Genomic DNA, 26,367 nt, shown 5'->3' with positions numbered 1-26,367 from the left:
GCGGTCGGCGGGGAACGGATGGAGGGGACCGGCCCGGCCACGCAGAAGGAGCACTGATCATGACGTCCTGGACCGACGACGAACTCGCCCGCATCGGCGGCGCGGACGAACTGCGGATCGCACCGCGCACGGCGGGCGGCGAGCTGGCGCGCAAGACGACCATCTGGGTGGTGCGCGAGGGCGACGACCTGTACGTGCGCTCCTACCGCGGGCACAACGGGGCCTGGTGGCGGGCGGCGGAGGAGAGCAAGGCCGGCCAGGTCGAGGCCGGCGGTGTCACCAAGGACGTCACCTTCACCGACGTGACCGACACCGACCTCAACGACCGCCTGGACGCGGCCTACCGCGACAAGTACCGCAGCTACAGCTCCACCTACGTGGACCCGATGGTGGCCGAGCCCGCCCGCTCGGCCACCCTGCGGCTCATCCCGGCCTGAGGCCGCCTCCTCACGCGAAGGGCGCGAGCACCAGCGGCATGCCGCGCAGGTCCTCCAGGGTGCAGCGGAGCCCGGCGAGCGCGCAGACTGCGCGCATGCAGATGTCGTAGTCGACCGCGCCCTCGGGCAGGTAGTCGTGGGCCACCGTGCCGGCCGCCTCGAAGGCCGCGCGCAGCTCGGCCGGCAGGGCCGGCAGGTCCGCGGCCAGGTCGAGGTCGTCGGCGCTGATCCAGGCCAGCGGCTCGCCGTCGACCGCGTACGTCAGGCTCGCGTCGGCGTTGACGGAGAACATGCTGGTGGCCGCCGTGCGCCCGGCGGCCGACAGCGGCGGCGTGTCGTCGTGCGAGGTGCAGGCCAGGTCGTCGTAGACGAAGGTCCAGTCGGCGATCGAGCCCGCGAGCAGGCAGCCGTCCTCCGGTTCCAGGCCGAGCGCGGCGGCCGGCAGGGACATCCAGCGGTCCGGCTTGTCCTGCGGCAGCGCGCACTCCCGGAAGGTCTCCGGCCGCGCGCCCAGGATCTCCAGGGCCGCGGCCGGCGCCAGGCCGCGCACCACGTGCACGGTGTGGTTGGGATCGTCGCCCGCCAGTCCGCTGATCCACACGGGGGCGCCGCTCGCGTCGAGCGTGTGGGGCGGGAATCCTGGCGTCGCCATGGTGACCTCGTCTCTGCAGTTCACCGGCGCCAAGTGCTCCCGGCCGCCGGGGTGTTGCCGGCGCATTCTGGCCGCGCGACCAACGCCTGGGCAAATCGGGGGCGTTGGGGCGAGGGATGCGTCCGGGATACGGCCGATCGGTCCCGTCCGTACGGGGACGCCGCCGCACCGGGCCCCTTCGGTCCGCACATGGGGGCAGTCAACGGACGGCCGTTGCGGCGGTGTTGGCCGCCGCCCTGAGGCCCGGGGAGCGGTGGGACGGCCTCCCCGGACAGGCCGGGCGCGTCGGGTCAGCAGGAGCGGCAGCGTCAGGCCAGGTCGCCGCAGCGCTTGAGGTGGTCGAACAGGAGCCGGTCGACCGGGGGGACGCGCGGGCGGTCGGCGTAGGAGAACCACGCCGTCTCCTCGATCTCGCTGCTCGGCGCCAACTCGCCCGCGTACTCGGCGGTGTAGCAGGCCATCCGGACCACGGCGCCGGCCGGCAGCTCCGGCACCGCGGCCTCGTACGTGCCCGCGTGCACGGCCGTCGCCGGGTCGATCCGGACCGACAGCTCCTCGCGGATCTCACGGACCAGGGTCTCCAGGTCGCTCTCGGACCCCTCCCGCTTCCCGCCGGGAACGTAGAACACGTCCTTGCCCCGCGGCCGCGCGCACAGCACCCGCCCGCCCTCGACCCGCACCCAGGCGACGGTGTCGATCAGCACGTTCCGACGCGTCCCCGCACCCATTCCGTCCCCTTCCCTTCGTCCCCGGGCACCTTACCCCCGGCCGGGGCCGGGCCCGCGGGCGATCAGCCGGGACGCCGCCCGGCGGCGCTCAGTGGTGGAAGAGCCGCACCCCGGTGCGCACCAGCCCGATCCCGTGCTCCCGGCACGCCGCCTCGACCTCCCCCGACCGCACCGAACCGCCCGGCTCGGCGATCCAGCCCACACCGTGCCGGCGCGCGTGGTCCACGTTGTCCCGGAACGGCAGGGCTCCGTCCGACACGAAGGCCACCCCCTCCAGCCGGTCGAGCCACCGCCTGCGCTGCTCCCGGGAGAAGGCGGGCGCCGGCTCGGACAGCGCCTCGGCCAGGCGGGCGGCCTCGTCGGGGGTGAGGTCGCCCTCGATGTGGCGGATCTGCCAGTTGACCCGGTCCTGCCGCCGCACCTGCGGCCGGAAGGCGAGCGAGCGCACCGCCGGATGCCGCCGCAGCCACCAGGTGTCGGCCTTCGCCCCCGCCAGGCGCGTGCAGTCCACCCGCGACTGCTGCCCGGCGCCGATCCCGAGCGTCGCCCCACCGCGCACGTAGCAGACCGAGTTCGACTGCGTGTACCGGACGACGGCCAGCCCCAGCAGCAGGTCCTGCGCCGCTGCCGCTGGCGGCTCCCCGCCCACGGCGGCGGCGAGCAGTCCGGGGCCCAGCCGCACCGGGTCGCGGCGCTGCGAGAGCCGCAGGCCGAACACCTCGCGCGCCTCGTCCCGCGGCGGCACGAACTCCGGGTCGGCCTCCATGACCAGGAAGCGGCCGCTCTTCTTGCGGGCGAGCACCGCCGCGGTGCCGGGGGCGTAGCCGGGGGCGACGATGCCGTCGCAGACCACACGGGCCAGCAGGTCGGCGAGTTCGGCATCGACCGGATGCGAGACCGCGGCGAAGTCGCCGTAGGAGGACCTCGGGTCGCCGTCGCGGGCCCGCAGGTAGGCGCTGGTGAGCGGGCCGACACCAGCCGGGGCGACGCCGTACAGGCCGGCGGCCACCTCGTCCAGCGGCCCGGCCACGGCCGCCCCGGCGGGCGAGACGTGCTTGAAGGAGGCGGCGGCCGGGCGGTGCAGGACCTCGGCGGCCTCCCGGACCAGCTGCCAGGCGTTCAGCGCGTCCAGCAGGTTGATGTACGACGGGCTGCCGTGCAGCACCCGGAGCGGGCTCCTGCCGGCGGCGGACGGCACGGCGCTGCCGTGCTGCTGGGGGTTCGTTCCGTACCGCAGGTCCATCGCGGGGCCTCCTCGGTCAGCGGCGGGTCACTGACGCAAGGCGCCCAGGCGGTCGACGCTCACGCGGGTCAACGGCCGCTCCCCGGTGGTCGTCCACCCTCGCCAGTCGCGGCCGAACGCGATCCTATCCGCCCGGTGTCCGCCCGGTCCGCGCCGGCCGGGGTCACGTGGCGGGCCACCAGGGCGGGGCGCAGGCGATCGCGGCTTCCACCAGGTCCTCCGTCGTGGCGGACTCCTCGCCCAGCCAGGCCTGGATGACGCCCGCGAAGCCGTGGGAGAGGAAGCGGGCGGCCAGGCGGCGGCGGACCGGGGTGAGGCCGGGCGGGGCGGCGTGGGACAGGACAGCGAGGGTGTATTCGGCGAAGTGGCGGACCAGGGCGTCGTGGACGCCGCGGTCGGCCGGGTCGGACAGGGACTGGCGGTAGACCGCGGCGAAGCGCTCGACGTGGGCCGCGACCTCCGTGGTGGCCACCCGCAGGAGGCCCGGGGCGGAGGGGCCGGCCAGCAGCAGCTCCTCGCGGCGGTGGCCGCGGTCCAGGTCGTCCTGGAGCACCTGCAGGAGGAGGTCCAGCGGGGTGCTGTAGCGGTTGTAGAAGGTGGCGCGGGTGGCACCCGCGTGCGCGGCCAGCTCGGCGACGGTGATCCGGGAGATCGGCCGCCGCCCCGCCAGCTCCACCACGGCCCGCTCGAACGCCCGAGCCGTCCGTACGACCCGCGGGTCGGTCCGCCCGCTCACCGCCCGGCCCCGCCGCCGCGGGTCCCGGTTTTGCCGCACGGCCCCACCGATGTTCTTATACACATGTCAAACAGTCTACGAGAGGACCCCGCCGTGCCCGCCCCCGCCACGCTCTCCCCGCAGGAGGCCGCCGACCGGCTCGCCATCCGCGAACTGGTCGACGCCTACGCCCACTGCGCGGACCGCCGCGACGCCGAGGGCCAGATGGCCCTGTTCACCCCGGACAGCCGCTTCCTGGTCTTCATGGACGCCACCTCCGCCGAGCCCACCCAGGAGCTGCACGGGCGTGACGCCCTCGCCCCCGTCTTCGACAACCTCAACGGCTACACGGCCACGACGCACTTCAACGGCCAGAGCACGGTCGACCTCGACGGCGACCGCGCCACCGGGGAGAGCTACTGCCTGGCGCACCACCTGTCGGCGGGCGCGGACGGAGAGCGGACCCTGATGGTCGCCTCCATCCGCTACCTCGACACCTTCGCCCGGCACGAGGGCCGCTGGCTGTTCGCCGAGCGCCGCCTGATGGTCGACTGGACGGAGACCCGCCCGTCGCGGCCGTGACGGTGGTTCCGCCGCGGTCAGCGGCCGAGCGCGTGGCTCAGCTCCGACTTCGTCATCTGCGAGCGGCCCTTGATGCCGCGCTGCTTGGCCTCGTTGTAGAGCTGGTCGCGGGTCGGGCCCTGCGAGCCCGAGTGCGAGCGCTGCCCACCGCGCTTCGAGGAGGACATGTCCTTCGTCGAGGTGCGGCTCTTCTGGCGCGCCTCACCGGAGCGGGCCCGCTCCTTGTTCACCGTGCGCGCGGCGATCTCCTCTGCCCGCCGCTCCGACTCGCCGCGGTCCTTCGCGCTGTCCTTGATGTGCTCGTACTGCCGCTCGCGCTTCGCGTTCGCTCCCCTGGGCATGGCGCCTGCCTTCCTGGACCGGCCCGCGGGCGCCCCGCGGGCCGTGCGGTCTGTTCGGGGGCCCGCCACCCAAAGGGGCCGGGCCCGGCTCACACTCTGCGGCTGCCCGGCCCCGCACCGGCTATGCAGCCCTTTCACCCGGTCGGCCCTGCCCGTCACCCCTCGGGGGGTACCGCCGCCAGGGAGGCGCCCTGCGGCCGCGCAGCCGACGAGGGCAGCGGCGGCAGCGGCAGGGGCAGCCCCGGCAGCCCGTCGATGCTCGTGGCCACGTGCTCCTTCTTGCGGAAGTACGCGTCCAGCGACTCGTCGTCCTCGCGCGCGAACCGCGAGGCGTGCAGGGAGCGGTCCTCGTCGTAGGTCATGAACGGCACCGCGTAGCCGCATGTGTCGCGGATCTTCTCGGCGGTGACCACGATCACGGCCCGCAGGCCGTGCAGCGTCGGGTCGATCGCCGGGAAGTGCGCCAGCAGCCCGGCCCAGCGCGGGTCGTCGCGGAAGACGGGCACACCCCGGCCGTGCACGCGGACGATGTTGGGCGGGCCGTCGAAGGCGCACCACATCAGGGTGATGCGCCCGTTCTCCCGCAGGTGGGCGATGGTCTCGGCGTTGCTGCCCGCGAAGTCCAGGTAGGCCACCGTGCGTTCGTCGATGACGGCGAACGAGCCGGTCAGGCCCTTGGGCGACAGGTTGACGGTGCCGTCGCCGTCGAGCGGCGCCGTCGCGGTGAAGAAGATGTGCTGGGCCTCGATGAAGGACCGCAGCCTGCCGTCGATCCGCTCATAGCTCTTTCCCATGCCCCGATTATCGGCGCGACCCCCCGTACGGAGCCGGAATCCGCCTTCCCACTTGTGCCCCCGGTCCCGGCGGGAATCCTCAGGGCGCGCGCCAGATGTTGTCGAAGGCCGCGTCCTCCACGCTGCGGCGCTGCCGGACCGCCTCCAGCTCGGTCACCGCGCCGTGGACCGCCGCGAGCACCGTCGTCAGGAAGTCGTCCAGGTCCTCGGCCCCGGCCTCCAGGCCCTCCGCGCCGTCGCGGTAGATGCCCAGGGCCGCCGCCAGGTGGGTGAGGACCGGCTCGCCGCGCTCCCAGCGCTCGGCGGCGGACCGGCGGGCGGGGGAGTCGACCAGCACCGTGCGGCCCGTGCGCACCGGGATCCACCGGCCGCGCTGCCGGGCGGCGCTCCCGCCGGCCTCCAGCGCGGCGAGATAGCGGGCGGACAGGCCCTGTCCGCGCCGCCACAGCCAGTCCTCGACCGTCTCGTACGGGGACTCGCGGACGAGGGCGGCCGCGGCCTCGCCCAGCAGCGGGTCCTCCACCGCCGCGACCCCGGCGGGCACCAGCCGCTCCCCGTCGAGCCTGAGCACACCCGCGTCCCTGAGGTCCACCACCTCGGCCCCGGCCAGGGCGAGCGACACCTCCCCGCGCTCCACCGGACGGCTCGGCGCCACGTCCATGGCGGTGATCATGAGGTCCTGGGGTGTCGTCATCGCGGGCTCCACGTCGGGCGTCACGTGCCTGGACGGCCATCTTCCCTCACCGGCGGCCGGATTTCCCCGGCACTGCGCCGCGGACGCCCGAGGGCGGGCATGGGAAGGGGGCGCCCCCCGGCGGAGGGCGCCCCCTTGTACAGGTCAGCCGGGACTCAGTAGGAGAACTGCTGCACCTGCCCGTCGTACGCCGCGTACGTGAAGCCCGTACGCGTCGCCGGGTCCAGCTGCAGCGAGTTCATCAGCCCGCCGTGCACCAGCGGCCCGCCGTGGGAGTCCACCGCGAAGCCCGGCAGGGTGCGCACCACCTGGCCCGAGGCCAGGTCCACCACCAGCAGCTGCCCGGTGGCGTTGTTGTCGGCCACCAGCGGCTGCTGCGAGCCGAAGTACGCGGTTCCGACCGGGCCGGGGTAGAGCAGCACCGCCACCTTGTGGACGCCGTCGACGGCGAGCGCGGCGGGCGCGCCCTGGCGCAGCGACACCGCGTCGCCCTGCGTGCCGGTACGGGTGTCCAGCCCGGTGAGCACGCTGTTCGGCACGATCTTGGTGCTGATCGCCGTCGCCGAGGCGTTGTAGACGGTGCCCGCGTCGTCCGAGGCGAAGCCGTGGCTGCAGCCGGAGGAGGAGCCCGCCGCGGCGACCGTGCCCGCGACCAGGTCCACCCGCGCCACGGTCACCCCGCCCAGGCACAGGAACGCCGGGGCGCCCTTGGCCAGGTAGACGTCACCGGTGGAGGTGTCGAAGTCCAGCAGGCTGTAGGTGCCCGCCGGCACGTTCGCCGGGTCGGCCGCGATGGCCGCGCCCACGTGACCGTCGGCCAGGTCCACCGGCACCACCGCGTCCGCGTTGTCCGCGGTGCGCACCAGCAGCGCGCCGCGCCCGTGCACCGGGTCCACCCGGCCGACGACGAAGGTGTAGGCGTCCGCGGCCAGCGTCCCCGAGCCCGCGAGCGTGCCGGTCGCGGTGTTCCAGGTCTCCACCCGCACGTCGCCGCCGTCGGCGCCGCGGTGGATGAGCAGCGCCCGGTCGGCGGTCGCGCCCAGCACCTCGTACTCCGAGCCGTCCGCCGGATCGGCGGCGATCACCGCGCCGTAGACCCCGGTCGCCGGGTCGTAGTGCCGGACCTCGGTGCCGCCGGTGGCCGTGCGCAGGGCCGCCACCGAGTGGGCGCCGGCGGTGGCGAAGCTGAGCACGGTGTCGCCGGGCGGGGCGGGGCCGTCGTCCACGGACAGGCTCGCCAGCGGCGACGCCTGGCCGATCACCTTGTGGTCGCGGTCCAGCGCCAGCACCCGCACCCCGTACACCTCAGAGGTGGCCAGGCCCGCCTTCAGCGCGTCCAGCTTGACGCTGCCCGAGGCGGCAGGGAGCACCTGGTGGGCGGTGGAGGGCGTGTCGATGCCGTCGGAGTCGAGCTGCGTGCCGTTGGTGTTGGTGAAGGTGTTGACGGAGCCGGACGTCGTGGGCCCGGGTGCGGAGAACTCCACCTCGGCGTAGCGGGCGCCGGGCACGGCCGTGGCGTCGTAGTGCAGGGTGAAGCCGGGGGCGCCGCGGGTGACCTCGGCGGTGTACCCGGTGGCGCCGTCGTGCCCGGTCAGCCGCGGCGCGGCCGCCCGCTGCCCGGTGGCGCCGGCCACCCGCACGGGGGCGAACTCGCTCCACTGCACGAACTGCGGGCTGCCGCCGAAGCCGGACTGCGCGATGCCGATGCCGTACAGGCCGCCCCCGCCGTCGAAGGCCGACGCGGGGATCGTCACCGTGCCCTTGGTGTCGGTCAGGTCCTGGTGCCAGGCGGCGGAGAAGACCGGGCCGAGCACCGGGTTCCAGTGCCCGACGCCGGAGACGACCAGCTCGGGCGAGCTGGTGCCGGCCACGCCGGTCAGGTCGTAGGAGACCGTGACCGCGTGCCCGGCGGCCACCGTCGCGGGCGCCTTCGGGGCCGCCGCTTCGGCGTAGGTGCCGTCGCTCGGGCCCACCGTCAGGGTGCGCTTCTGACTGGCGACCGTCCGCCCCGCGGTGACCACCGCGTAGGTGTAGGTCAGCTGCCGGTCGCTGCCGGAGATCACGGAAAGTCCTGCCGCGGCGAGGAGTTGACGGGGCGTCACCCGGATCGCGGGGGTGGTGGAGGTGAAGACGGTGCTGCCGACGGTGAGGCGGTAGGTGGTGTTGCCCGCGCCGAGGCCGGTGACGTCGCCGGCGAAGGTGACCGGGCCGACCAGGCCCTCGCCGGTGCCGCCCGAGGCCATGTCGCCCAGGTCGATCCGGTCCGGGTCGGTGGTCTCCAGGAATTCGCCGCCCAGGCCGCCCTGGATCACCCGGTGGGCGACCGAGACCCGCAGCAGCTGCGGGCGGGCGGGCCCGTGGGCGTCGAGGGCCTGTTCGGCCGCAGCCGTCACGTCGATCTGCGGGCCGACCTGGAGCTGCCGGTCGATCTGCGGCGGGGTGGGGACCGCGCGGCCGGTGTGCTCCAGCACCTGGCGGACCTGCTCGGGCGTCAGCCGGTGCCCGCCGAGCCGCCCGGCCTGCAGCACCACCGCGGCGGCCGCGGCGATCTCGGGCGCGGAGGCCGAGGTGCCGCCGTTGAGGGCGAGCGAGACGTCCTGCGGGGCGCCGCCGGGGGTGTGCGAGAAGGCGACGATGTTGTCGCTCGGCGCCGACAGGTCGATCCGGCTGCCGAACCCGGAGGAGAAGGAGCCGAAGCCGCTGATCCGGGTCTCGGCCACGGTCGCCGGGCCGTCGGTGCCCTGGGCGAGGGTGTCGTCCAGGGTGGTGCCGCCGGCGGCTATCGCGCCGGAGTCGGGCACCTCGGTGGGCGCGGTGGTGGCCGCGTCGTCGTCGATCGTGGTGGCGGCGCCGTGGCCGGCCAGGTCGGTGGGCGTGCTGCCGCCGTCGGGGCCGACCGGCGCGGGCGTGTAGAGGCGAGTGCCGTCGTTGGAGGAGATGGCGACCACGATGTGGTCGCGCTGCACGATCGAGGCGACCACCGAGCGGATCACCGGGTCGTCCTCCAGGTACCGGCCGGGCAGCCCCTGGGCGTCGGTGCCGAAGCCGAGGCTCGCGGTGATCACGTCGGGCCTGGGCGACTGGTTCGCGGCGGCCAGCAGCGCCCCGGCGATCCGGTCGGTCGTGGGCTGCTGCGGCACCACCAGGCGGTAGTTGGCGCCGGGCGCGATGCCCAGCAGGTCGGTGTAGCCCGAGCCGGTCGCGTCCGCGCGCTGCCGGTCGTGCGGCAGCGGGGCCATGACGCCGAAGTCGAGCATCACCTCGTCGAGCGAGGGGTCCTGGTCCTCGGTGGCGGCCGAGGCGTCCAGGCCGCCGGCGTCCGTGGCCACGTAGGTGGGGATCAGCGGCATGGAGGGCAGGTCGAGGTAGCGGTGGCCGTCCCGGAGCACCGTGGTCGGCCCGTTGGTCTGCACGTAGGAGTCGCCCGCGTCGGCCATCGACTGGTCGGTGAGGTCGCCGATGGAGACGTTGGTGATCGTCTCGCCGGCCCCTGGCTGCTGCCCGTACCCGTCCTGCAGCAGGCCGAAGGCGCCCACCGCGTCCACCCCGCCCGCGTTCAGGAACGGCTGGGCGGAGGACGACAGCGCGTAGTTGTCCGGCACGGCGGATGACGAGGTGGGGGCGGCGGGCTTCCGCGAGGCTTGGGTGCGGGCGGCTGACAGCGTTGTCGGGGAGAGCGGTGACCCGCCGCTCGTCATGGTGTTGACGTAGCGGTCGGGCTCCACCGCTTCGACACCGGAGATACCGGCGAGTTCCCCGGCCACCGCGGCGGCGTCCTTCTGCCGGGTCTGCACCACGTACGTACGGCCCAGGTCGGCCGCGCCGGCGCCCAGGCGGGAGCGGGCGGCGCCGGTGAGCGCGCTCGTGTCGGCGGCGGACGCGCCGGGCAGCAGCGGTCGCAGCGAGACTGCGCCGACCGCCTTGAGCCTGGCGTCCAGGGCGCTGCTGCTGGTGTCGGGGGCGAGCGCGGCCGCGCGGCTGCTCGCGATCCGGCCGCCGGTCACCGTGGTACCCGGGTCCAGGGTCACCAGCACCTGCCCCGGCACCTGCCCGGAGTGCTGCGCGGGCGGCTTCGGCGGTTTCGGCGCCGTCTGCGCCAGGCGGGGCTTGGGCGGCGGGCCGGCGGCCGCGGCTGGCGACGGCACGGCGAGACCGGCGGCGACCGTGGCGGCGGCCGCGAGGACAGCGGCGACGGCGGCGGAGGTCCGGCCCGGGAGGGACAACCGGTGCATCGAACACCTTTCGGCGAGGAGATGGCGCGCAGGCGACGGCCCGCTGACGGCCCGCCGCACCACACCCTGATGAGGGAAGATGCCAACGTCCGGCGTGAGCAGGCAAGATGGTCCGCCTGGCCGGAATCTGCCAGGTGGCGGCGGGCCGCCACGGGGAGTTCGGAGAATCGATGGAACTCAACGTCCTGGGACTCGCGGACGAAACACAGCACGTCTACCTCGCGCTCGTCGGCCGCCCCCGGTCCGCCGCCGCCGAACTCGCCCGCGGCCGCGGGATCTCCACCGCCGCGGCCACCCGCGCGCTCGCCGACCTCGTCGGCCGCGGCCTGGCCACCCGCAGCGGCACCCGCCCGGTCCGCTACACCGCCAACCCGCCCGAGGCCGCCGTCACCGCCCTCATCCAGGAGCACGAGCACCGCCTGGACGCGGCCCGCTCGCTGGTGCAGCGGCTCGCCGACGCCCACCGCGAGGCCACCCGGATCAGCCGCCCGGACATCGCCGTCGAACTCCTCAGCGACATCGAGGAGATCAGCCAGGCCGCGCACCGGCTCACCGCCCAGGCCCGCGGCGAGGTCCGCGCCTTCGATCGCCCCCCGTACGTCAACCGGCCGGGCGCGAACCTGGAGCAGCAGGTGGCCCGGCAGCGCGGCGGCGTCGTCCACCGCGTCATCTACTCGCGCGAGGCCGTGGCCTGGCCGGGGCGGCTGGCCGGCGACATCCTGCCGAGCGTGCGCGCGGGGGAGCAGGCCAGGGTCCGCGGCGAGCTGCCGCTCAAGCTCGTCATCTGCGACGACCAGGCCGCGCTGATCCCGTTCAGCCTCGCGCCGGGCGGCCACGCCGCCGCCTACCTCGTGCACCGCTCGCCGATGCTCACCGCGCTGGAGGCGCTCTTCGAGGCCGAGTGGGAGCGGGCCGTCGTCCTGGCCGCCCGGCCCGGGGGCGGCCAGGACGACGCCGCCGCGCCGGAGGGCGGCCCCGATTCCGAGACGCGGGCCCTGCTCACCCTGCTCACCTCCGGCCTGACCGACGCGGCCATCGCCCGCACCCAGGGCTGGAGCGCGCGCACCACCCAGCGCCGCATCCACCGCCTCCTGACGGAGCTGGGCGCCACCACGCGCTTCCAGGCCGCCCTGGCGGCCGCCCGCCGCGGCTGGATCTGAGCGGGGTGGGTCGGCCCGCTCGAAGGGGGCCCTGCGGCCGGGCCGGCCTTTTCCCGTCGAGCGGCGTCCTTCCGCTGGGGTCACCTGTGCGACGTCGTGGGCGGCCGGTGCCACCGCCGGCAGGAGCGCCGACCGGCGTCGGCACGACGGATTCGATGCGGGGAACCCGCGCGGAAAGCCTGTCGTAACTGCTACAGTTACATCAGGAGGTGGGGATGGGAGCGAACAGCAGGCTCACCGTTGCCGCGCATGCGCTGGCCTGGATCGAGCTGAACCGGCGGATGGGCGGCGAGGTGGCAACGTCCGAGCAGATCGCGAACAGCGTCAACACCAACGCGGTGGTGATCCGCCGTCTGCTCGGCGAGTTGCGCGAGGCGGGCCTGGTCGAATCCCGGCGCGGCGCCGGGGCCGGCTGGCGTCTGGCGCGGCCGGCGGAGTCGATCAGTCTGGCCGAGGTGTACCGGGCGGTCGAGGAGGCCCCGCTGTTCGCGCTGCATCCCGCCGAACCGAACCAGGAATGCCCGGTGGGCCACGGCATCCGCTCAGCGCTCGCCCCCGTCTACGGTGACGCGGAGGAGGCGCTGCGCGCGCAATTGGCCCGCACCAGTGTGGCCGACGTGGTGCGGGATTCCCTGGCGGTCCCCTGACCGTCCTCTGGGTGTCCTCTGACCGTGCCGGAGCCCCTCCCGCTGCCGTTATATGCCCATTGTCGTAACAGTTGAAGTTACATCCAGAAGCGCGCCCGCACCCGCCGGGACCGCGCATCGAGCCAAGGAGCAGCACATGACCACTCTCGACTACACCGTGCACGTGGCGCCGTCGAAGCCGGCCGTCTCCGACGACCTGCCGCCGGGCGAGGCGCGCCGCATGTGGTCCCCGACCGCCTCGACCCTCATCCACGGCGAGCGCGACGCCGTGCTGGTGGACCCGCTGATGACCATGGAGGAGTCCCGCGCCTTGGCCGAGCGGGTGGCTGCCACCGGCAAGAACCTCACCACGATCTTCGTCACCCACGCGCACGGCGACCACTTCTTCGGTGCCCCCGCCCTGCTCGAACGCTTCCCGGCCGCGAAGCTCGTGGCCACCGCCGGCGTCGTGGAGTCCATGGCCGCCCAATACGGCCCGCGCTGGTTCGACGGGTTCTGGGACCCCCGCTTCCCCGGCCAGATCTCCCCCCACCACGTGCTCGCCGAGCCGCTCGGCGACGACAACGTGATCGAGTTGGAGGGGGAGCGGCTGCAGGCGATCGAGTTGGGCCACACCGACACCGACGGCTCCAGCGTCCTGCACGTCCCCTCGGTCGGCCTTGTCGTCGCCGGCGATGTCGTCTACGGCGACGTGCACATGTACCTCGCCGAGTCCAAGGGCACCGGCCGGAGGCAGTGGCTCGACGCCCTCGACACGGTCGAACGGCTCGCTCCCACCCACGTCGTCTCGGGGCACAAGCGCGACGGCGACCCGGACAGCCCCGAGGACATCGCCCGCACCCGCCGCTACATCCAGGACTTCGACGCCGCCGCGGAGAAGGCCACAGGGCATCAGGACCTGTACGCGCGCATGGTGGCCCTCCATCCGAACCGGATCAACCGCGGCGTCCTGTGGAACTCCGCGAAATCCGTCATGGGGTGAGCCCGCCTGACCGGCCCGGCCATCGCCTGGCCCCGGGGCCGGAGCGGAGCACCGCCCGCTGGATCCGAGGGCTGGGCCTCTGCGCAGCTCGGGGCCCCGACCGGCGGGTTGCGACTCAGGCCGCCGGGGCCACCGCTCTCGCGTGCGCGGCGTCCTCGGCGGCGTGGCGGCGGTGGACCATGTCCAGTCGCAGCGCCGGGAGCGTGACCAGCAGCAGGAGGGCCGCCGCGGTCCAGAAGCCGAGCGCGAGCAGCAGCGGGCCGAGATGGCGCGAGCCGAAGTACTGCACGTCGAGCAGGCCGCTGACGCCCGCGCCGGTCGGCAGCATCTGGCTGATCCAGCGCCAACCGCCGGGCAGATAGTGCCAGTTGAGGGCGCCGCCGCTGGTGGCGTTGCCGATGACGATGAAGAGCAGCCCGGCCACGCCGATGCCGGCGCCGTGCAGGAGCCGGGTGAGCGCGATGGTGCTCGCGGCCACCGCGTACGAGATCGCCGCCGATATCGCGGCCACCGCCCACGGATGCCCGGTCACCGCGCCGAACCCGGCGTCGGCGACGGCAGTGAGCATCGTGCCGCTGACGACGGCGAAGAGCAGCGGGACCGTCAGGCGCACCAGCAGGGAGGCGCCCGACGCACTGCGGTGGAAGGCCATGGCGAACAGGAAGGAGCTGAGCGCGAGGCCGAAGACGTAGGAGAAGACGGCGAGTCCGCGGCTGTCGCCCGCGGGCAGCGGGGCGACGTCACTGACGGTCACGCGGTCGCCGAGGTGGGCCGCGGCACCGGTGAAGGCGGCGGTCAGGGTCTGGGTGACGCCCGGGCCGTTGGCGCCCGCGAGGGTGACCCGGGCGGTCCCGGCCGGGCCCAGGTCGAGCGCGCCGTAGACGTCGCGCGCGGCCACGGCGTGCGCCGCGGCGACCGGCCCGCCGTAGGAGGTGAAGCGGAAGGCGCCGGGCTGGGCGGCGTCCAGGCCGCGTTCCACGGCGGTGACGGAGGACGAAGGACCGGTGACGGCCACCGGCAGTCCGTGCGGGGTGGGGTGGTGGAGGGCGGCCAGGAAGACGGCGACGAAGGCGGCCGCCACCGCGAGGCCGGTCGCCAGGGGCCGCAGCACGGCGGACCGTGCGACGGGCCGGGAGGCGGCGAAGGGGCTGCGCCGCGGGGCGGCATGCGGCGTGGGTGTTCCGGTCACGGACATGGGTGTCTTTCGGGTGGGGTGCGAGCAGGCGCGGCAGGGGGCTGGCGGCGGGCCGTCAGAAGTTCTCGTAGACGGTGTCGGTGGGCACGGCGTCCGCGCATGTCCACAGATGGTCGAGCAGCTGGGCCCTCGCCTGCGGGTCGAGCGGGGCGAACAGCCGGTCCTCGGCCGCGTCCACGACGGGGTGGGCGCGGGCGACCAGTTCCTCACCGGCCGCGGTGAGCCGGGCCGGGCGGACCCGGGCGTGGTGCGCGCTGGCGTACCGCTCGACCAGTCCGGAGTCGATGAGGCCGGAAAGGATGCGGGTCATGGTCTGCGGCGTGACCGAGAGCACCCGGGCCAGCTGCGCGTTGGTGCTGCCGCTGTAGCGCTGGAGCATCGCCAGCACCGCGTACTGGCTCGTGGTCAGCCCGAGCGGTCGCAGTCCCTCCTCCACGAGGGTGCGCACGGCCTGGTTGAAGCGGCGCACGACGTAGCCGACGCGGCGCCGGAACAGGTCGTCCGGGCCGACGCGGATGTCGGGTTCGGCGGCCTCGGCCGGCTCCGCGGCCTCGCGGGCCGGCTCGCGACCTGCATCATCAGTGTGCTGGCTCATGCTCGTATGCTTACATTCGCGGCCGAGGAAGGCAAGGCGCGCCGGGCTCCCGCGCGCGGGCCCCGTCAGGAAGCGGCCGCCCGCAGGGTCTCCTCGACGCGCGCGCCGGCGGCCGCACCGGGCTGTGGACGTGATCACGGGCAGGATCGCGGAGTTCAAGGCGGCCGGACTGCGGCCGGGGCATGGCGCCGAGCCCGCTCCTCAGACGCCGCGGACGGTCCGGACGAAGTCCGCGACAGCGGTGCCGATCTCATCCGGGCTGTCCTCCTGGACGTAGTGCCGCCCGGACACGGTCACCTCGGTCTGCTTCGGCCACGACCGGCAGAACTCGCGAAGGCTTCCGGTCAGGATCGCGCCGGGCTCCGCGTTGATGAACAGCTTGGGCACCGCCGATCCGGCCAGCCAGCGGCCGTAGTCCTCGACCATCCGGACCACGTCGGCGGGCTCTCCCTCGATCGGCAGGTGACGCGGCCAGCTGAGCGTGGGCCGGCGGCTCTCGCCCGGGGTGAGGTAGGGCGCCCGGTAGACGGCCATCTCCTCGTCGGTCAGAGTCCGCAGAACACCCGCGGGAAGCACCCTTTCGACGAACACGTTGTCGGTGAGCACCATCGCCTCACCTGCCGGGGAGCGGAACCCCTGGAAGATCTCGCGGCCTTGCTCCTCGAACTGTTCCCACGTCCGCGGAGCCACGATGGCTTCCATGTAGGCGATCCCGGCGATCCGGTCCTGGTGCTGGTGGGCCCAGTCGAAGCCGAGGGCGGAACCCCAGTCGTGCACGACGAGCACCACCTCGTCGCCCAGGTCCAGGTGGTCCCAGAGCGCGAACAGGTAATCGCGCTGCTCCTGGTAGGAGTAGCGGTCCGGGCCGGACGGGGAGAGCCGGCCGGAGTCGCCCATGCCCACGAGGTCGCAGGCGATCAGCCTTCCCAGTCCCTCCAGATGGGGCATCACGTTGCGCCACAGGTAGGACGAGGTGGGATTACCGTGCTGGAAGACGATGGGCGCGCCTTCCCCCTCGTCGATGTAGGCCATCCGGACCCCGTTGATCTCCGCGAACTTCTTTTCCGCGTAGGGGCGGTCGGTCGTCACACTTGCCTCCACAAGATGCGCTGCAGAACTCGGCTGTGCGGCCGGTGGCGGTGGCCCAGCCCGGGCCGCGATGAACGCCGTTGAGCCGGGGGAGCCGTGGCCGCCCCCCGGCTGATCACCGGGTCCAGGATTCAGGTAGGCGGTACTGCGGGCGCGTTCGCCACGCCGCCGGATACCGCGGACGGGTAGAGCGCATCGGATGTGCCCCCATGGGATCACCGTCCGCAGGCAGCAGATCGGCCCGGCCGATACCGAGGCGGCGCGGCAGCCGGGTGCGCGCGATGATGCCCGCGGCCACCGCGTACGGGATCATGGCAGCGACGATTCGACCCAGCCGTGCAGCGGGGTGCCGTTGCCAGAAAGCAGGCCGCCATGGAGACACCGCTGCGGGGGCAGACCGCGATCGTGACGGGTGCCAGCAAGGGGATCGGGCTGGCCGTCGCCACGGCGCTCGTCCAGGCCGGGGCCCGGGTGCTCGCGGGCTCGCGGACCGCCACGCCCGAGCTGGAGGCACTGGCCGGCGGGGGCGCGCTGACCTGGGTGGAGGCGGACCTGACGCGGACCGAGGACGCCGAACGGCTGGCGGCTGCCGCGGGCGACCGGGTGGACATCCTGGTCAACAACGTGGGCGCCGCCCCCGCCCGCACCGGCGGTTTCCTGTCGGTCACGGACGCCGACTGGCGGCGCGCCCTCGACCTCAACCTGCTCAGCGCGGTACGGGCCACCCGGGCGGTGCTGCCGCGGATGCTGGACGCGGGCCGTGGGGCGATCGTCACCGTCGCCTCCGTGAACGCCACCCTGCCCGACCCGCTGGTCATCGACTACAGCGCGGGCAAGGCCGCCCTGGTCGCCTTCTCCAAGGCCCTGTCCAAGGAGGTCGGGCCGCGCGGCATCCGGGTCAACACGGTCAGCCCCGGCCCCGTGCGGACGGATCTGTGGCTGGGCGGGGAGGGGGTCGCGGCGACCGTCTCCGGCGCCGCGGGCCTGTCACCCCAGGAGGTGATCGACCAGGCGGCCCAGCAGAGCCCGACCGGCCGGTTCTCCCGCCCCGAGGAGGTCGCGGCCCTCGTCCTGTTCCTGCTCGGCGAGGGCGCCGGGAACATCACGGGCAGTGACATGGTGATCGACGGCGGGCTGATCCCCACCTGGTGAGCGCGGATGGGGGCTCACCGTCCGGGATCGATCACCGTACGGGCCGCGAGCCGACCGTACGGGCCGGATTCGTCGTACCGGCGGCGTGCACCGTCCCGGCCGGATTCGTCGTACGGGCCGCGAGCCCTTCCCGGTGGGGTGGGCTCACAGGTCGAGGACGGTGTCCTCGGCGGGCTTGGAGCAGCAGATCAGCACGTTGCCCTCGGCGGGCGGCTCGACCGGGTCAGGGTCGTAGGCCACCGAGCCGGACAGCAGGGCGAGTTCGCAGGTGTGGCAGACGCCCGTGCGGCACGACCACCGCACGGGCACGTCGCAGGCCTCGGCGAGGTCGAGCAGGGACCCCTGGGCGTCGCTCCAGGGGACGTCCAGGCCGCTGCGGGCGAAGGAGACCGTGGGGCCGGTGCCGGGCGGGCCCGGCGGCTGGTGGGGCGCCGTCCCGGTGGCGGGCGCGGTGATGCCGGGCGTGGTGGACGGACCCGCGCCGAAGACCTCGGTGTGCACATGGGAGGCGGCCAGGCCCGCATCCACCAGGGCGGCCTCGGCGGCCTGCATGAAGGCGTCGGGCCCGCACAGGTAGGCGTCGGCGTCCTCGGGCAGGCCGAGGTCGGCGACGCTCGCCGCGGACAGGTGCCCGGCGTCCGTGTAGTCGGTGCCCTGGCGGTCGCCCGCGGCCGGGCGGCTGTAGAAGACACGGGAGCGGGTCCGCGGCAGCGCGGCCAGCAGGTCGCGGCTCTCCTGGGCGAAGGCGTGCTCGCTGCCGTCGCGGGCCGCGTGCAGCCACCACACCTCGCGCCCCGAGCGCTCGTGGGCCAGCTCGTGCAGCATGGCGAGCACCGGGGTGACACCCACGCCCGCCGACACCAGCACCACCGGGCCGTCGCCCGGCGCCAGCAGGAAGGTGCCGCGGGGCGCGGCCACTTCCAGCCGGTCCCCGGTCCGCACGTGGTCGCGCAGCCGGCGGCTGGCCGCGCCGTGCGGCTCGGCCTTCACACTGATGCGGTACGCGGCGGTGCCGGGCTCGCCGGAAAGGGAGTAGCTGCGGATCAGCGGGGGGCCGCCCTCCCCGGAGGGGACCTTCACGGTCAGGAACTGGCCCGGCCGGGCGGCGGGCAGGTCGGAGCCGTCTTCGGCGGCCAGCGACAGGGAGAAGACGCTGCGGCTCTCGCGCCGGACATCGGTGACCACCAGCGGGCGGAAGCCGGGCCAGGCCGGGCGGGGTGCGGCAGCCGCCGTGTTGAGCCCCGCGCTGCCGGTGGCCGGCCCCGCCCCGCTGTCCTCCTGCACCAGCAGCGCCCGCATCGACTCCTGCCAGCCCGGGCTGAGTTCGGGGATGCGCAGCGCCCTTTCGACCTGCTCACGGGTGTGCCCCGGCAGGTAGAGCACGCGGTCGATCTCCTCGACCGTCATCGCCTCCGGCCCGGTGGCGACCTTGGTGATCTCCTGGCCCGCCTCGACCTCGCCCTCCTCGAGCACCCGCAGGTAGAACCCGGGGCGGTGGTGCGCCACCAGCAGCGCGGCCATCCGCGGCTCCGCCATCCGCAGGCCGACCCGGTAGCAGGTCACGCGCGGCTGGCTGACCTCGAACAGGGCGCCGCCGATGCGGTAGCGGTCGCCGATGCAGACCTCGTCGTCCGGCAGCCCGTCCACGGTGAAGTTCTCGCCGAAACCGCCGGGTTCGAGGTCGTCGCGGCCCAACTCGCGGGCCCAGAAACGGTACGAGTCAGCCTGGTAGACCAGCACCGCGCGGTGCTCGCCGCCGTGCCCGGCCAGGTCGCCCTGCCCGTCGCCGTCGATGTTCAGCCGCCGCACCATCCGCGGCCCGGTGACGGTCTGCTTCCAGACGCCGGTGTGCACGGTCCTGCCGTGCCAGGGAACGTCCTGAGGCATTCCGACATTCACGGCTTCCAAGGTCGCCACGTCCCGACCTCCCTTGCGGCGATCGGCCTTGCGGGTGTCGCCGGAGAAAGCCGCCGCGCGACGCCCCTGCGGGGCCGCCCCGGTGCCTCTCGCGCATCGGCCCACGACGGGCGGCCCTGGCGCGCGGCAACGTCCTTTCACCCTACCCCGTACCCCTCCCACCGGCAGGCGGGCCGCCCGCATGCGACGGGCCGCGCGCGTACCTAGGGTGGACAGCACCGACGAGCCGAGGAGTCGCGATGCGAGAGTTCCTGGTGCAGATCACCACGACGGTCCCCGAGGGGACCGCGCAGGAGGAGGTGGACCGGCGGCGGGCCGACGAGGCCGTGCGGGCACGGGAGTTGGCCGCGACGGGCAACCTCGCGCGGCTGTGGCGCCCGGTGGGGGAGTCGCGCAGCATCGGCGTCTGGCGGGCCGCGGACGAGGCCGAGTTGCGCGAGAAGGTACTCGGGACGCTGCCGCTGAGCCCGTGGATGAGCTTCGACGTCACCGCGCTCGACCCGCACCCCAACGACCCGGGCCCGGCCAAGGGGTGACGCGGCGCCGACCGGTGCCGGCGCCGCCTCGCGCGGGCAACGCGCCACGCGGGCAGGCCTGTTCGCGGCCCGGGCGTCCAACCCCCCGGCGCCCGGGCCGTGGACGCGCTCCGGTTGCCAACCGGCCACCGGGCGGCGGGTGTTCGGGGCGGTGGTCGGGTACCGCCCCCGCCGTCACGTCGGCAGTTCCGTACCTGCCTGCTCGCCGACCATGTAACGGGCGTACCAGTCCGGCCAGTCCTGGTCCTCCGCGCCCGTGCGGGCCTCGTGCTCGCCGTGGGCGGCCGAGGCGCGACGCATGGCGCTCGCCAGGTCGCCGGCCGAGGTGAAGGCGGTGGTGGCCGGGTCCAGCCGGCCGGGGAGCCGGGTGGTGATCTCCTGCAGCACCCAGCCGTTGCCGTCCGGGTCGGCGAAGGAGACGAAGGAGGAGTAACTGGTGCCCTGCGGGTCCCGGCCGGGTACGCGGGCGTCGGTGCCGGCGTGGTGGAAGACGCCGCCGGCGTCGTGGAACACCTCGCTCGGGTCGGCGCCCTGCCGCTTGAGTTCCGTGCGGGCGGCGTCGATGTCGTCCACGACCAGGTGCAGCCCGCGGGCCGAGCCCGGTGGCTGGTCGGAGACGGATTCGCCGAAGATGACCGAGGCGGGCGAGCCCGGCGGTGTCACCTGCACCACGCGGAAGCCCGCACCGGTGGATACGTCGGCGTCCAGCCGCCAGCCGAGGCCGGTGTAGAAGTCCTTGGCCCGGTCGACGTCGGACACCGGCAGCACGACGACCTCGAGTTTCATGTCCATGGGCGTGCCTTCCATTTCGTACGGCACAGGCGGCTTCGTACGCCGGCGGCTCGGGCCCCACAGGCCGGGGCCGCCGCCGGCCCGTCCAGGAAGGAGCGGTACGCGGGGTACACCGTGCCGCGGCGCCGTTCGACTGCTGCGGCGGTGCTTCAACCGCGCGGCTCCTCGCGGGCAGGACCCGTCCGCTGCCGGCCGTCCGCCGCCTTGGTCGCGGCACCCTCGCGAGGAACCCGCCGGAGTCTGTGCCGATCGGCCGAACTCCAGCCTAGACACGCCCGCCGCACGGCGCATGCGGACACCGCGGGGCGGTTCCGGCAGGTGGACCGGGCGGTGTCCGGCGCCGTGCGGGAGGGCAGGGCGCAGGGAACGGCGCGGGCGCGCCCCCCTCCGGCGCGCCGCGGGCCGGTGCACCGGCCCGCCGTCCCACCCCCGTACGGACGGCAGACCGGCAGCTCACGGGGATGCGTCCGGCTCCGGTGGCGGATTCTGCCTCCTGCGGCCAGGCTCGTACAGGTGCTCCGGAGTTCAATGTTGAAATCCGAACTATCCGAGTGGCTGTGACACTTCCGAGCGAGGGGCGGAGCGGGCGTGGCAGGAGTCGTCGACCCGAGGGGGCTGATCGGACTGCTGCGCGCCTGTCGCCGCCGCGCACGCCGGGAGGAGTACGCCGAACTGCCGGGGCTGCGGATGGCGGCGGGCCTGTCGCCCGTGCCCAGGACCGGGCCGCGCGACCGCGGGCTGACCCAGCAGGACATGGACGTGCTGCTCGGCCGCCCGCCCGGCGCCTTCTACAGCCGCTTCGAGCGCGGCCTGATCGCCGAACCGCCGCCCGGCACGATGCGCCGCGTCGCCGAACTGCTGCAGCTGAGCGAGCAGGAGTGGGCCGCGCTGTGGATCGCCGTCTTCGGCCAGCAGCCCAGCCCGTCGGTGGCGCTGCGGCCCGGCGACCGCACGGCGGTCCCGGCGGTGTGGCACACGGTGGTGATGAGCAGTCCGCTGCCCGCGTACGTCAGCGACCTCGGCTGGGACGTCGTCTACCACAACGAGGCCGCCGAGGCGCTGTGGGGCGCCGTGCCGCGCAACATCCTGGCGTGGATCCTCTTCGACACCGCCGCCCGCGGCAGCGTGATGCGCCAGTGGGCCACCCACTGGGCCCCGGCGGCCGTCGCCCAGCTCGCCAACGCGCTGCACGAGCACCCCGCGCACCCGCGGCTGCTGGAGATGCGCGAGCGGGCGCTGGGCGACGAGCAGGTGCGGCGCCTGTGGCAGGCCCGCCGCGCCCGCCCCTACGTGCACCCGGACGGCGACCAGCGGCCCATGCGGCACGCCCGCGCCCGCCGCGACATCCTGCTGCACGCCGCGGTCGGCGAGCCGAAGGCCGCGCCGGGCTGCCGGGTGGTGTTCCTGCACTGCGACGAGGAGCCGGCGCGCGGAGGCGGCCTGCCGGCGGCTCCCTCCGACGGGCGGTCCGGCTCCTAGGGTGAAGGGCGAAGCCCGCCATCTGGATCGAAGCCTGCCACCGCGCCCAGGTCGGTGGGCGGCACTCCGTGGCGGTGATGGACCGCACTCCATGGCGGCGCCTGTAGCCCGCGTGTGCAAGTATTATCTCCGTGGAAGCAACGGGAGTCGCCCGCGGGGGCGGCCCGGGCGTCCGGCGACGGCCGGGCGTCTGCCATGACCAGGGAGAAGGCGCTTCATGCCCAAGCTGTTCGAGCCGTACACGCTGCGTTCGCTGACCGTGCGCAACCGGGCCTGGATGGCCGCGATGTGCCAGTACAGCGCCACCCCGGACGGGGAGGACGCGGGCACGCCGAACGACTGGCACTTCGCGCACCTGGCGGCGCGGGCCGTCGGCGGCGCCGGGCTGATCATCACCGAGGCCACCGCGGTCAGCCCCGAGGGCCGGATCAGCCCGTACGACCTGGGCATATGGAACGACCGGCAGGCCGCCGCCTTCCGCCGCATCACCGGCTTCCTCAAGGAGCAGGGCGCCGTGCCCGGCATTCAGCTCGCCCACGCCGGGCGCAAGGCGTCCACCGAGCGCACCTGGGTGGACCGCGGCGCGCCCGTGCGGCCCGATACGCCGCTCGGCTGGACCCCGGTCGGCCCCGGCATCGAGCCCTTCACCGAGGTGTCGAACGTGCCGCACGAGCTGACCGCTGAGGAGATCCGCGCCATCGTCGGCGAGTTCGCGGCGGCCGCCCGCCGCGCGCTGGACGCCGGATTCCAGGTCGCCGAGATCCACGGCGCCCACGGCTACCTGCTCCACCAGTTCCTCTCGCCGTACACCAACCACCGCACCGACGAGTACGGCGGCTCCTTCGCCGGCCGCACCCGCTTCCCGCTGGAGGTCGTGGACGCCGTGCGCGCGGTGTGGCCCGACGACCTGCCGGTCTTCTTCCGGATCTCGGCCACCGACTGGCTCGCCGAGAACGCCGAGAACGCCGAGGACAGCCGTGAGGGCTGGACCGGCGACGACACGGTGGCCATCGCCAAGGAGCTGCAGGCCCGCGGCGTGGACCTGCTGGACGTCTCCACCGGCGGCAACGTGCCCGGCGCGGTGATCCCCCTCGGCCCCGGCTACCAGGTGCCCTTCGCCGAGCGGGTCCGCGGCGAGGCCGGACTGCCCGTCGCCGCGGTCGGGCTGATCACCGAACCCGAGCAGGCCGAGGCGATCCTGGCCGACGGCCGGGCCGACGCGGTGCTGCTCGGCCGCGAGCTGCTGCGCGACCCGTACTGGCCGCGGCACGCCGCCGAGGCGCTGGGCGCGGAGCCGTACGTGCCGGTGCAGTACCACCGCTCGTGACCCCGTAGCGGGATCCGGGGAAGGGCGCGGGCCGCACGGCCCGCGCCCTTCCCCATGTGTGGCCTGCCTGCCGCAAGGGCGCCCCGGGCGGGGAGAATGGGGCCGTGGACAGCGATGTGGAGGTCAGGCCGGCGCGGGCGGGCGACCTCGCCGCGTGCGGAAGCCTGGCGGCCGACCACAGCGGCGGGTCCGCGGGGACATGGGCGCGCGCCTTCGGGTCGCTCCTTGTCCCGGGCCCGCACGCGCTCTTCACGGCCGCCGAGGACGGCGGGACCGGCCGCGTCGTCGGCTACGGCAAGGTCCACCGCTTCACGCCCCCGCTCGGCGGGCCGCCCGACACCGCGCCCGAGGGCTTCTACCTCTCCGGGCTCGCCGTCGCCCCCGACCACCGGCACCGCGGAGTGGGCACGGCCCTGGTACGGGTGAGGACGGCATGGGTCACCGGGCGGGCCCCGTGCGTCTGGTACTTCGCCAACGCCCGCAACACCGCCTCACTGCGGCTGCACCAAGGGCTCGGCTTCACCGAGGTGACGCGCGACTTCAGCTACCCGGGCGTGGAGTTCGACGGCGGCGTCGGCGTGCTGTGCCGGGCGTGGCTGGACGGGGCCGGGCGGGCCTGAGCCCGCAGCGGCGCCCGCACCGGGCCGGGCCCTCGTGCCGGTAGTGGCGGGAGCCGGCAGCCGCCGTTCGGGCAGGGGCGTTGTCGGTGGTGGGTGGCAGGCTGCCGGTATGGATGCGCGGTGGATGCTGCGGCGCGTGTACGGCGCCGAACACGACGACCCGGACCCCGGTCCCGAGCCCGGGCGCGAGTACGCGGACCTCGTCGGCGGCCCGCTGGACGGGCTGCTGCTCGACGTCACCGGCTGGTCCCGGCAGGCCAGGGCGGGCGGGGTCGCGTTGGCCACGGAGATAGGCGCCTTCGGGGCCGGCGGCCACGCCTGGTACCGGGCGCGCCCGGCCGATCCCGCCCGCTGGGACTGGGACGGCGACTCGCCGTGAGGACCTTGCATGAGCATGCATTGCAGTGCATACTCTTCCTATGTCCAAGGTCCTCACCTCCCTGCCCGCCGGCGAGCGAGTCGGCATCGCCTTCTCCGGCGGTCTCGACACCTCGGTCGCCGTCGCGTGGATGCGCGACAAGGGTGCCGTGCCCTGCACCTACACCGCCGACATCGGCCAGTACGACGAGCCCGACATCGCCTCGGTGCCCGGCCGCGCCACCTCCTACGGCGCGGAGCTGGCCCGCCTGGTCGACTGCCGCGCGGCGCTCGTCGAGGAGGGCCTGGCGGCGCTGACCTGCGGCGCGTTCCACATCCGCAGCGGCGGCCGGGCCTACTTCAACACCACTCCGCTGGGCCGCGCGGTGACCGGCACCCTGCTGGTGCGGGCCATGCTCGAGGACGGCGTGCAGATCTGGGGCGACGGCTCGACGTTCAAGGGCAACGACATCGAGCGCTTCTACCGCTACGGCCTGCTCGCCAACCCGCACCTGCGCATCTACAAGCCCTGGCTGGACGCGGACTTCGTCAGCGAGCTGGGCGGGCGCAAGGAGATGTCGGAGTGGCTGGTCGCGCACGGCCTGCCGTACCGGGACAGCACGGAGAAGGCGTACTCCACGGACGCCAACATCTGGGGCGCCACCCATGAGGCGAAGACCCTGGAGCACCTGGACACCGGGATCGAGACCGTGGACCCGATCATGGGCGTGCGGTTCTGGGACCCCGAGGTGGAGATCCTCCCCGAGGACGTCACGATCGGCTTCGAGCAGGGCCGCCCGGTGACGATCAACGGCAAGGAGTTCCCCTCCGCGGTCGACCTGGTGACGGAGGCCAACGCCATCGGCGGGCGGCACGGCCTGGGCATGTCCGACCAGATCGAGAACCGGGTGATCGAGGCCAAGAGCCGCGGCATCTACGAGGCGCCCGGCATGGCCCTGCTGCACGCGGCCTACGAGCGGCTGGTCAACGCCATCCACAACGAGGACACCCTGGCCGCCTACCACACCGAGGGCCGGCGGCTCGGCCGGCTGATGTACGAGGGCCGCTGGCTGGACCCGCAGGCGCTGATGGTGCGCGAGTCGCTCCAGCGCTGGGTCGGCACCGCGGTCACCGGCGAGGTGACGCTGCGGCTGCGCCGCGGCGAGGACTACTCGATCCTCGACACCTCCGGCCCCGCCTTCAGCTACCACCCGGACAAGCTGTCGATGGAGCGCACCGAGGACTCCGCGTTCGGCCCGGTGGACCGGATCGGCCAGCTCACCATGCGCAACCTGGACATCGCGGACTCGCGCGCCAAGCTGGAGCAGTACGCGCGCCTGGGTATGGTCGGCGCGGCCCACCCGGCCCTGATCCCCGCGCCCCCGGCCACGCCGACCGACCTGATCGGCGCCATGCCGCAGGGCGGCGCGGAGGCCATCGCCTCGCGCGGCGAGTCGGACGAGGAGGAGCTGGTCCTGGACCGCGCCGCCATGGAGGCCGGCAACGACTGAGGCCCGACCGGCGCATCACGGCAGGGGAGCCACCCGCGAGGGCGGCTCCCCTGCCGCGTTCGCGCCTCCGGGCAGCAGCTTCCCGGCCAGCGCGCGCAACAGGCCGCGCTCGACGGCCGTGAGCGGCTCGGTCAGACCGGCGATGTGGCGGCGCATCTCGGCGGTGCTGCGCTCGGTCAGCCGCCGACCCTCCTCGGTGAGGGCGACCAGGACGCCGCGCCCGTCGTGCGGGGAGGGCTCACGCCGCACGAGGCCGCGCTTCTCGGCGCGGGCCACCAGCCCCGTCATCGAGGACTTGTCCAGGCCGAGGTGATCGGCGAGTTCGCGCATCGCGGGCCGGCGGTCGCGCAGGATGCCCAGCAGCCGCACCTGCACCAGCGACAGGTCGTGCTCGGCGGCGATCCGCGCGAGGGCGGACTGCACGAGGAAGGACAGCTGCACCAGGGCGTCGACGGTCTCGTCCGCCTCGGCCTGACGCGCCTCGAGCGGCGCGGTGTCCTCCGGTGCGGTGCGGTGGGGAGTCATGGGTGGCGGCCTCCACTTGACCTAGTACGTGGCACAAACTACTGTCAGGGTGGTACGTGGCACCA

The 26,367-nt window shown here is 74.4% G+C and carries 26 protein-coding genes and 1 riboswitch; of the genes, 12 read left to right on the top strand and 14 right to left on the bottom strand.

The features are described from left to right. Positions 1-59 precede the first annotated feature (59 nt). Positions 60-437 carry a DUF2255 family protein gene (locus BLR33_RS00765; protein ID WP_093782253.1) on the top strand — a complete coding sequence of 126 codons (378 nt, stop codon included), beginning with the start codon at positions 60-62 and terminating at the stop codon, positions 435-437. A gap of 10 nt (positions 438-447) precedes the next feature. Here BLR33_RS00765 and BLR33_RS00760 read toward each other — a convergent pair whose 3' ends face one another. The 4 genes from BLR33_RS00760 to BLR33_RS00745 form a co-directional block, all read right to left on the bottom strand. Further along, positions 448-1,089 carry a hypothetical protein gene (locus BLR33_RS00760; RefSeq protein WP_093782690.1) on the bottom strand — a complete coding sequence of 214 codons (642 nt, stop codon included), beginning with the start codon at positions 1,087-1,089 and terminating at the stop codon, positions 448-450. A 308-nt stretch (positions 1,090-1,397) separates the two neighbouring features. Beyond that, complete coding sequence (locus tag BLR33_RS00755) at positions 1,398-1,817, bottom strand: NUDIX hydrolase (protein WP_093782252.1); 420 nt, start codon at positions 1,815-1,817, stop codon at positions 1,398-1,400. A gap of 88 nt (positions 1,818-1,905) precedes the next feature. Beyond that, complete coding sequence (locus BLR33_RS00750; protein WP_093782251.1) at positions 1,906-3,060, bottom strand: phosphoribosylaminoimidazolecarboxamide formyltransferase; 1,155 nt, start codon at positions 3,058-3,060, stop codon at positions 1,906-1,908. 35 nt (positions 3,061-3,095) lie between these two features. Beyond that, a riboswitch (ZMP/ZTP riboswitch) is annotated at positions 3,096-3,180 on the bottom strand. A gap of 43 nt (positions 3,181-3,223) precedes the next feature. After that, on the bottom strand, positions 3,224-3,796 hold the full coding sequence (locus BLR33_RS00745; RefSeq protein ID WP_245771056.1) for a TetR family transcriptional regulator: 573 nt from the start codon (positions 3,794-3,796) through the stop codon (positions 3,224-3,226). A 93-nt stretch (positions 3,797-3,889) separates the two neighbouring features. On the opposite strand from BLR33_RS00745, the gene BLR33_RS00740 reads away from it, so the two are divergent. Beyond that, positions 3,890-4,357 carry a nuclear transport factor 2 family protein gene (locus tag BLR33_RS00740; RefSeq protein ID WP_245771055.1) on the top strand — a complete coding sequence of 156 codons (468 nt, stop codon included), beginning with the start codon at positions 3,890-3,892 and terminating at the stop codon, positions 4,355-4,357. 17 nt (positions 4,358-4,374) lie between these two features. On the opposite strand, the gene BLR33_RS00735 is transcribed toward BLR33_RS00740, so the two are convergent. The 4 genes from BLR33_RS00735 to BLR33_RS00720 all read right to left on the bottom strand — a co-directional run bounded on the left by BLR33_RS00735 (position 4,375) and on the right by BLR33_RS00720 (position 10,418). After that, positions 4,375-4,698, bottom strand: a complete 324-nt coding sequence (locus BLR33_RS00735; RefSeq protein ID WP_093782248.1) for a plasmid stabilization protein — start codon at positions 4,696-4,698, stop codon at positions 4,375-4,377. Positions 4,699-4,853: 155 nt separating this feature from the next. Next, the gene (locus tag BLR33_RS00730; RefSeq protein ID WP_093782247.1) at positions 4,854-5,492 is read right to left on the bottom strand and encodes a pyridoxamine 5'-phosphate oxidase family protein; all 639 of its coding nucleotides are present in this window, start codon (positions 5,490-5,492) and stop codon (positions 4,854-4,856) included. A gap of 79 nt (positions 5,493-5,571) precedes the next feature. Beyond that, a complete protein-coding gene (locus BLR33_RS00725; RefSeq protein ID WP_093782689.1) occupies positions 5,572-6,186 on the bottom strand; it encodes a GOLPH3/VPS74 family protein in 615 nt (204 codons plus the stop codon). A 155-nt stretch (positions 6,187-6,341) separates the two neighbouring features. Next, positions 6,342-10,418, bottom strand: coding sequence for a S8 family serine peptidase (locus tag BLR33_RS00720; protein WP_093782246.1), 4,077 nt, complete (start codon positions 10,416-10,418; stop codon positions 6,342-6,344). A 170-nt stretch (positions 10,419-10,588) separates the two neighbouring features. On the opposite strand from BLR33_RS00720, the gene BLR33_RS00715 reads away from it, so the two are divergent. The 3 genes from BLR33_RS00715 to BLR33_RS00705 all read left to right on the top strand — a co-directional run bounded on the left by BLR33_RS00715 (position 10,589) and on the right by BLR33_RS00705 (position 13,207). Continuing rightward, entirely contained in the window at positions 10,589-11,578 is a 990-nt protein-coding gene (locus BLR33_RS00715) for a TrmB family transcriptional regulator (protein ID WP_093782688.1), read from the top strand. 215 nt (positions 11,579-11,793) lie between these two features. Next, on the top strand, positions 11,794-12,225 hold the full coding sequence (locus BLR33_RS00710; protein WP_093782245.1) for an Rrf2 family transcriptional regulator: 432 nt from the start codon (positions 11,794-11,796) through the stop codon (positions 12,223-12,225). 136 nt (positions 12,226-12,361) lie between these two features. Next, positions 12,362-13,207 (top strand): MBL fold metallo-hydrolase, encoded by an 846-nt coding sequence (locus tag BLR33_RS00705; RefSeq protein ID WP_093782244.1) that lies wholly within the window; start codon positions 12,362-12,364, stop codon positions 13,205-13,207. A 115-nt stretch (positions 13,208-13,322) separates the two neighbouring features. Here the strand turns inward: BLR33_RS00705 and BLR33_RS00700 are convergent, their stop codons facing one another. The 3 genes from BLR33_RS00700 to BLR33_RS00690 all read right to left on the bottom strand — a co-directional run bounded on the left by BLR33_RS00700 (position 13,323) and on the right by BLR33_RS00690 (position 16,086). Next, on the bottom strand, positions 13,323-14,396 hold the full coding sequence (locus BLR33_RS00700; RefSeq protein WP_143031601.1) for a hypothetical protein: 1,074 nt from the start codon (positions 14,394-14,396) through the stop codon (positions 13,323-13,325). A 61-nt stretch (positions 14,397-14,457) separates the two neighbouring features. After that, complete coding sequence (locus BLR33_RS00695) at positions 14,458-14,997, bottom strand: MarR family winged helix-turn-helix transcriptional regulator (RefSeq protein WP_093782242.1); 540 nt, start codon at positions 14,995-14,997, stop codon at positions 14,458-14,460. A gap of 201 nt (positions 14,998-15,198) precedes the next feature. After that, entirely contained in the window at positions 15,199-16,086 is an 888-nt protein-coding gene (locus BLR33_RS00690; protein WP_093782241.1) for a haloalkane dehalogenase, read from the bottom strand. Positions 16,087-16,458: 372 nt separating this feature from the next. Between BLR33_RS00690 and BLR33_RS00685 the strand changes: the two genes are divergently transcribed. Continuing rightward, on the top strand, positions 16,459-17,238 hold the full coding sequence (locus BLR33_RS00685) for an SDR family NAD(P)-dependent oxidoreductase (protein WP_093782240.1): 780 nt from the start codon (positions 16,459-16,461) through the stop codon (positions 17,236-17,238). A 144-nt stretch (positions 17,239-17,382) separates the two neighbouring features. On the opposite strand, the gene BLR33_RS00680 is transcribed toward BLR33_RS00685, so the two are convergent. Next, positions 17,383-19,125 carry an MOSC and FAD-binding oxidoreductase domain-containing protein gene (locus BLR33_RS00680; protein ID WP_093782239.1) on the bottom strand — a complete coding sequence of 581 codons (1,743 nt, stop codon included), beginning with the start codon at positions 19,123-19,125 and terminating at the stop codon, positions 17,383-17,385. A gap of 269 nt (positions 19,126-19,394) precedes the next feature. On the opposite strand from BLR33_RS00680, the gene BLR33_RS00675 reads away from it, so the two are divergent. Beyond that, positions 19,395-19,691, top strand: a complete 297-nt coding sequence (locus BLR33_RS00675) for a muconolactone Delta-isomerase family protein (RefSeq protein WP_093782238.1) — start codon at positions 19,395-19,397, stop codon at positions 19,689-19,691. Between the two features lie 174 nt (positions 19,692-19,865). Here the strand turns inward: BLR33_RS00675 and BLR33_RS00670 are convergent, their stop codons facing one another. Then, the gene (locus BLR33_RS00670) at positions 19,866-20,483 is read right to left on the bottom strand and encodes a VOC family protein (protein ID WP_093782237.1); all 618 of its coding nucleotides are present in this window, start codon (positions 20,481-20,483) and stop codon (positions 19,866-19,868) included. 588 nt (positions 20,484-21,071) lie between these two features. Between BLR33_RS00670 and BLR33_RS00665 the strand changes: the two genes are divergently transcribed. The 5 genes from BLR33_RS00665 (at position 21,072) to argG (ending at position 25,777) form a co-directional block, all read left to right on the top strand. Then, a complete protein-coding gene (locus BLR33_RS00665; RefSeq protein WP_093782236.1) occupies positions 21,072-21,962 on the top strand; it encodes an MmyB family transcriptional regulator in 891 nt (296 codons plus the stop codon). 217 nt (positions 21,963-22,179) lie between these two features. Beyond that, a complete protein-coding gene (locus tag BLR33_RS00660) occupies positions 22,180-23,289 on the top strand; it encodes an NADH:flavin oxidoreductase/NADH oxidase (protein ID WP_093782235.1) in 1,110 nt (369 codons plus the stop codon). Between the two features lie 104 nt (positions 23,290-23,393). Further along, the gene (locus BLR33_RS00655; protein ID WP_093782234.1) at positions 23,394-23,909 is read left to right on the top strand and encodes a GNAT family N-acetyltransferase; all 516 of its coding nucleotides are present in this window, start codon (positions 23,394-23,396) and stop codon (positions 23,907-23,909) included. 109 nt (positions 23,910-24,018) lie between these two features. Continuing rightward, a complete protein-coding gene (locus tag BLR33_RS00650) occupies positions 24,019-24,288 on the top strand; it encodes a hypothetical protein (RefSeq protein WP_093782233.1) in 270 nt (89 codons plus the stop codon). Between the two features lie 40 nt (positions 24,289-24,328). Continuing rightward, positions 24,329-25,777 (top strand): argininosuccinate synthase, encoded by a 1,449-nt coding sequence (gene argG / locus BLR33_RS00645; protein ID WP_093782232.1) that lies wholly within the window; start codon positions 24,329-24,331, stop codon positions 25,775-25,777. Positions 25,778-25,792: 15 nt separating this feature from the next. Here the strand turns inward: argG and BLR33_RS00640 are convergent, their stop codons facing one another. Then, positions 25,793-26,302 carry a MarR family winged helix-turn-helix transcriptional regulator gene (locus BLR33_RS00640; RefSeq protein WP_093782231.1) on the bottom strand — a complete coding sequence of 170 codons (510 nt, stop codon included), beginning with the start codon at positions 26,300-26,302 and terminating at the stop codon, positions 25,793-25,795. Positions 26,303-26,367: the final 65 nt, after the last annotated feature.

Source organism: Actinacidiphila guanduensis (assembly GCF_900103985.1).
GTDB lineage: Bacteria > Actinomycetota > Actinomycetes > Streptomycetales > Streptomycetaceae > Actinacidiphila > Actinacidiphila guanduensis.
The sequence above is the reverse complement of the archived record's forward strand: the minus strand, read 5'-3'. Positions and strand labels throughout refer to the sequence as shown.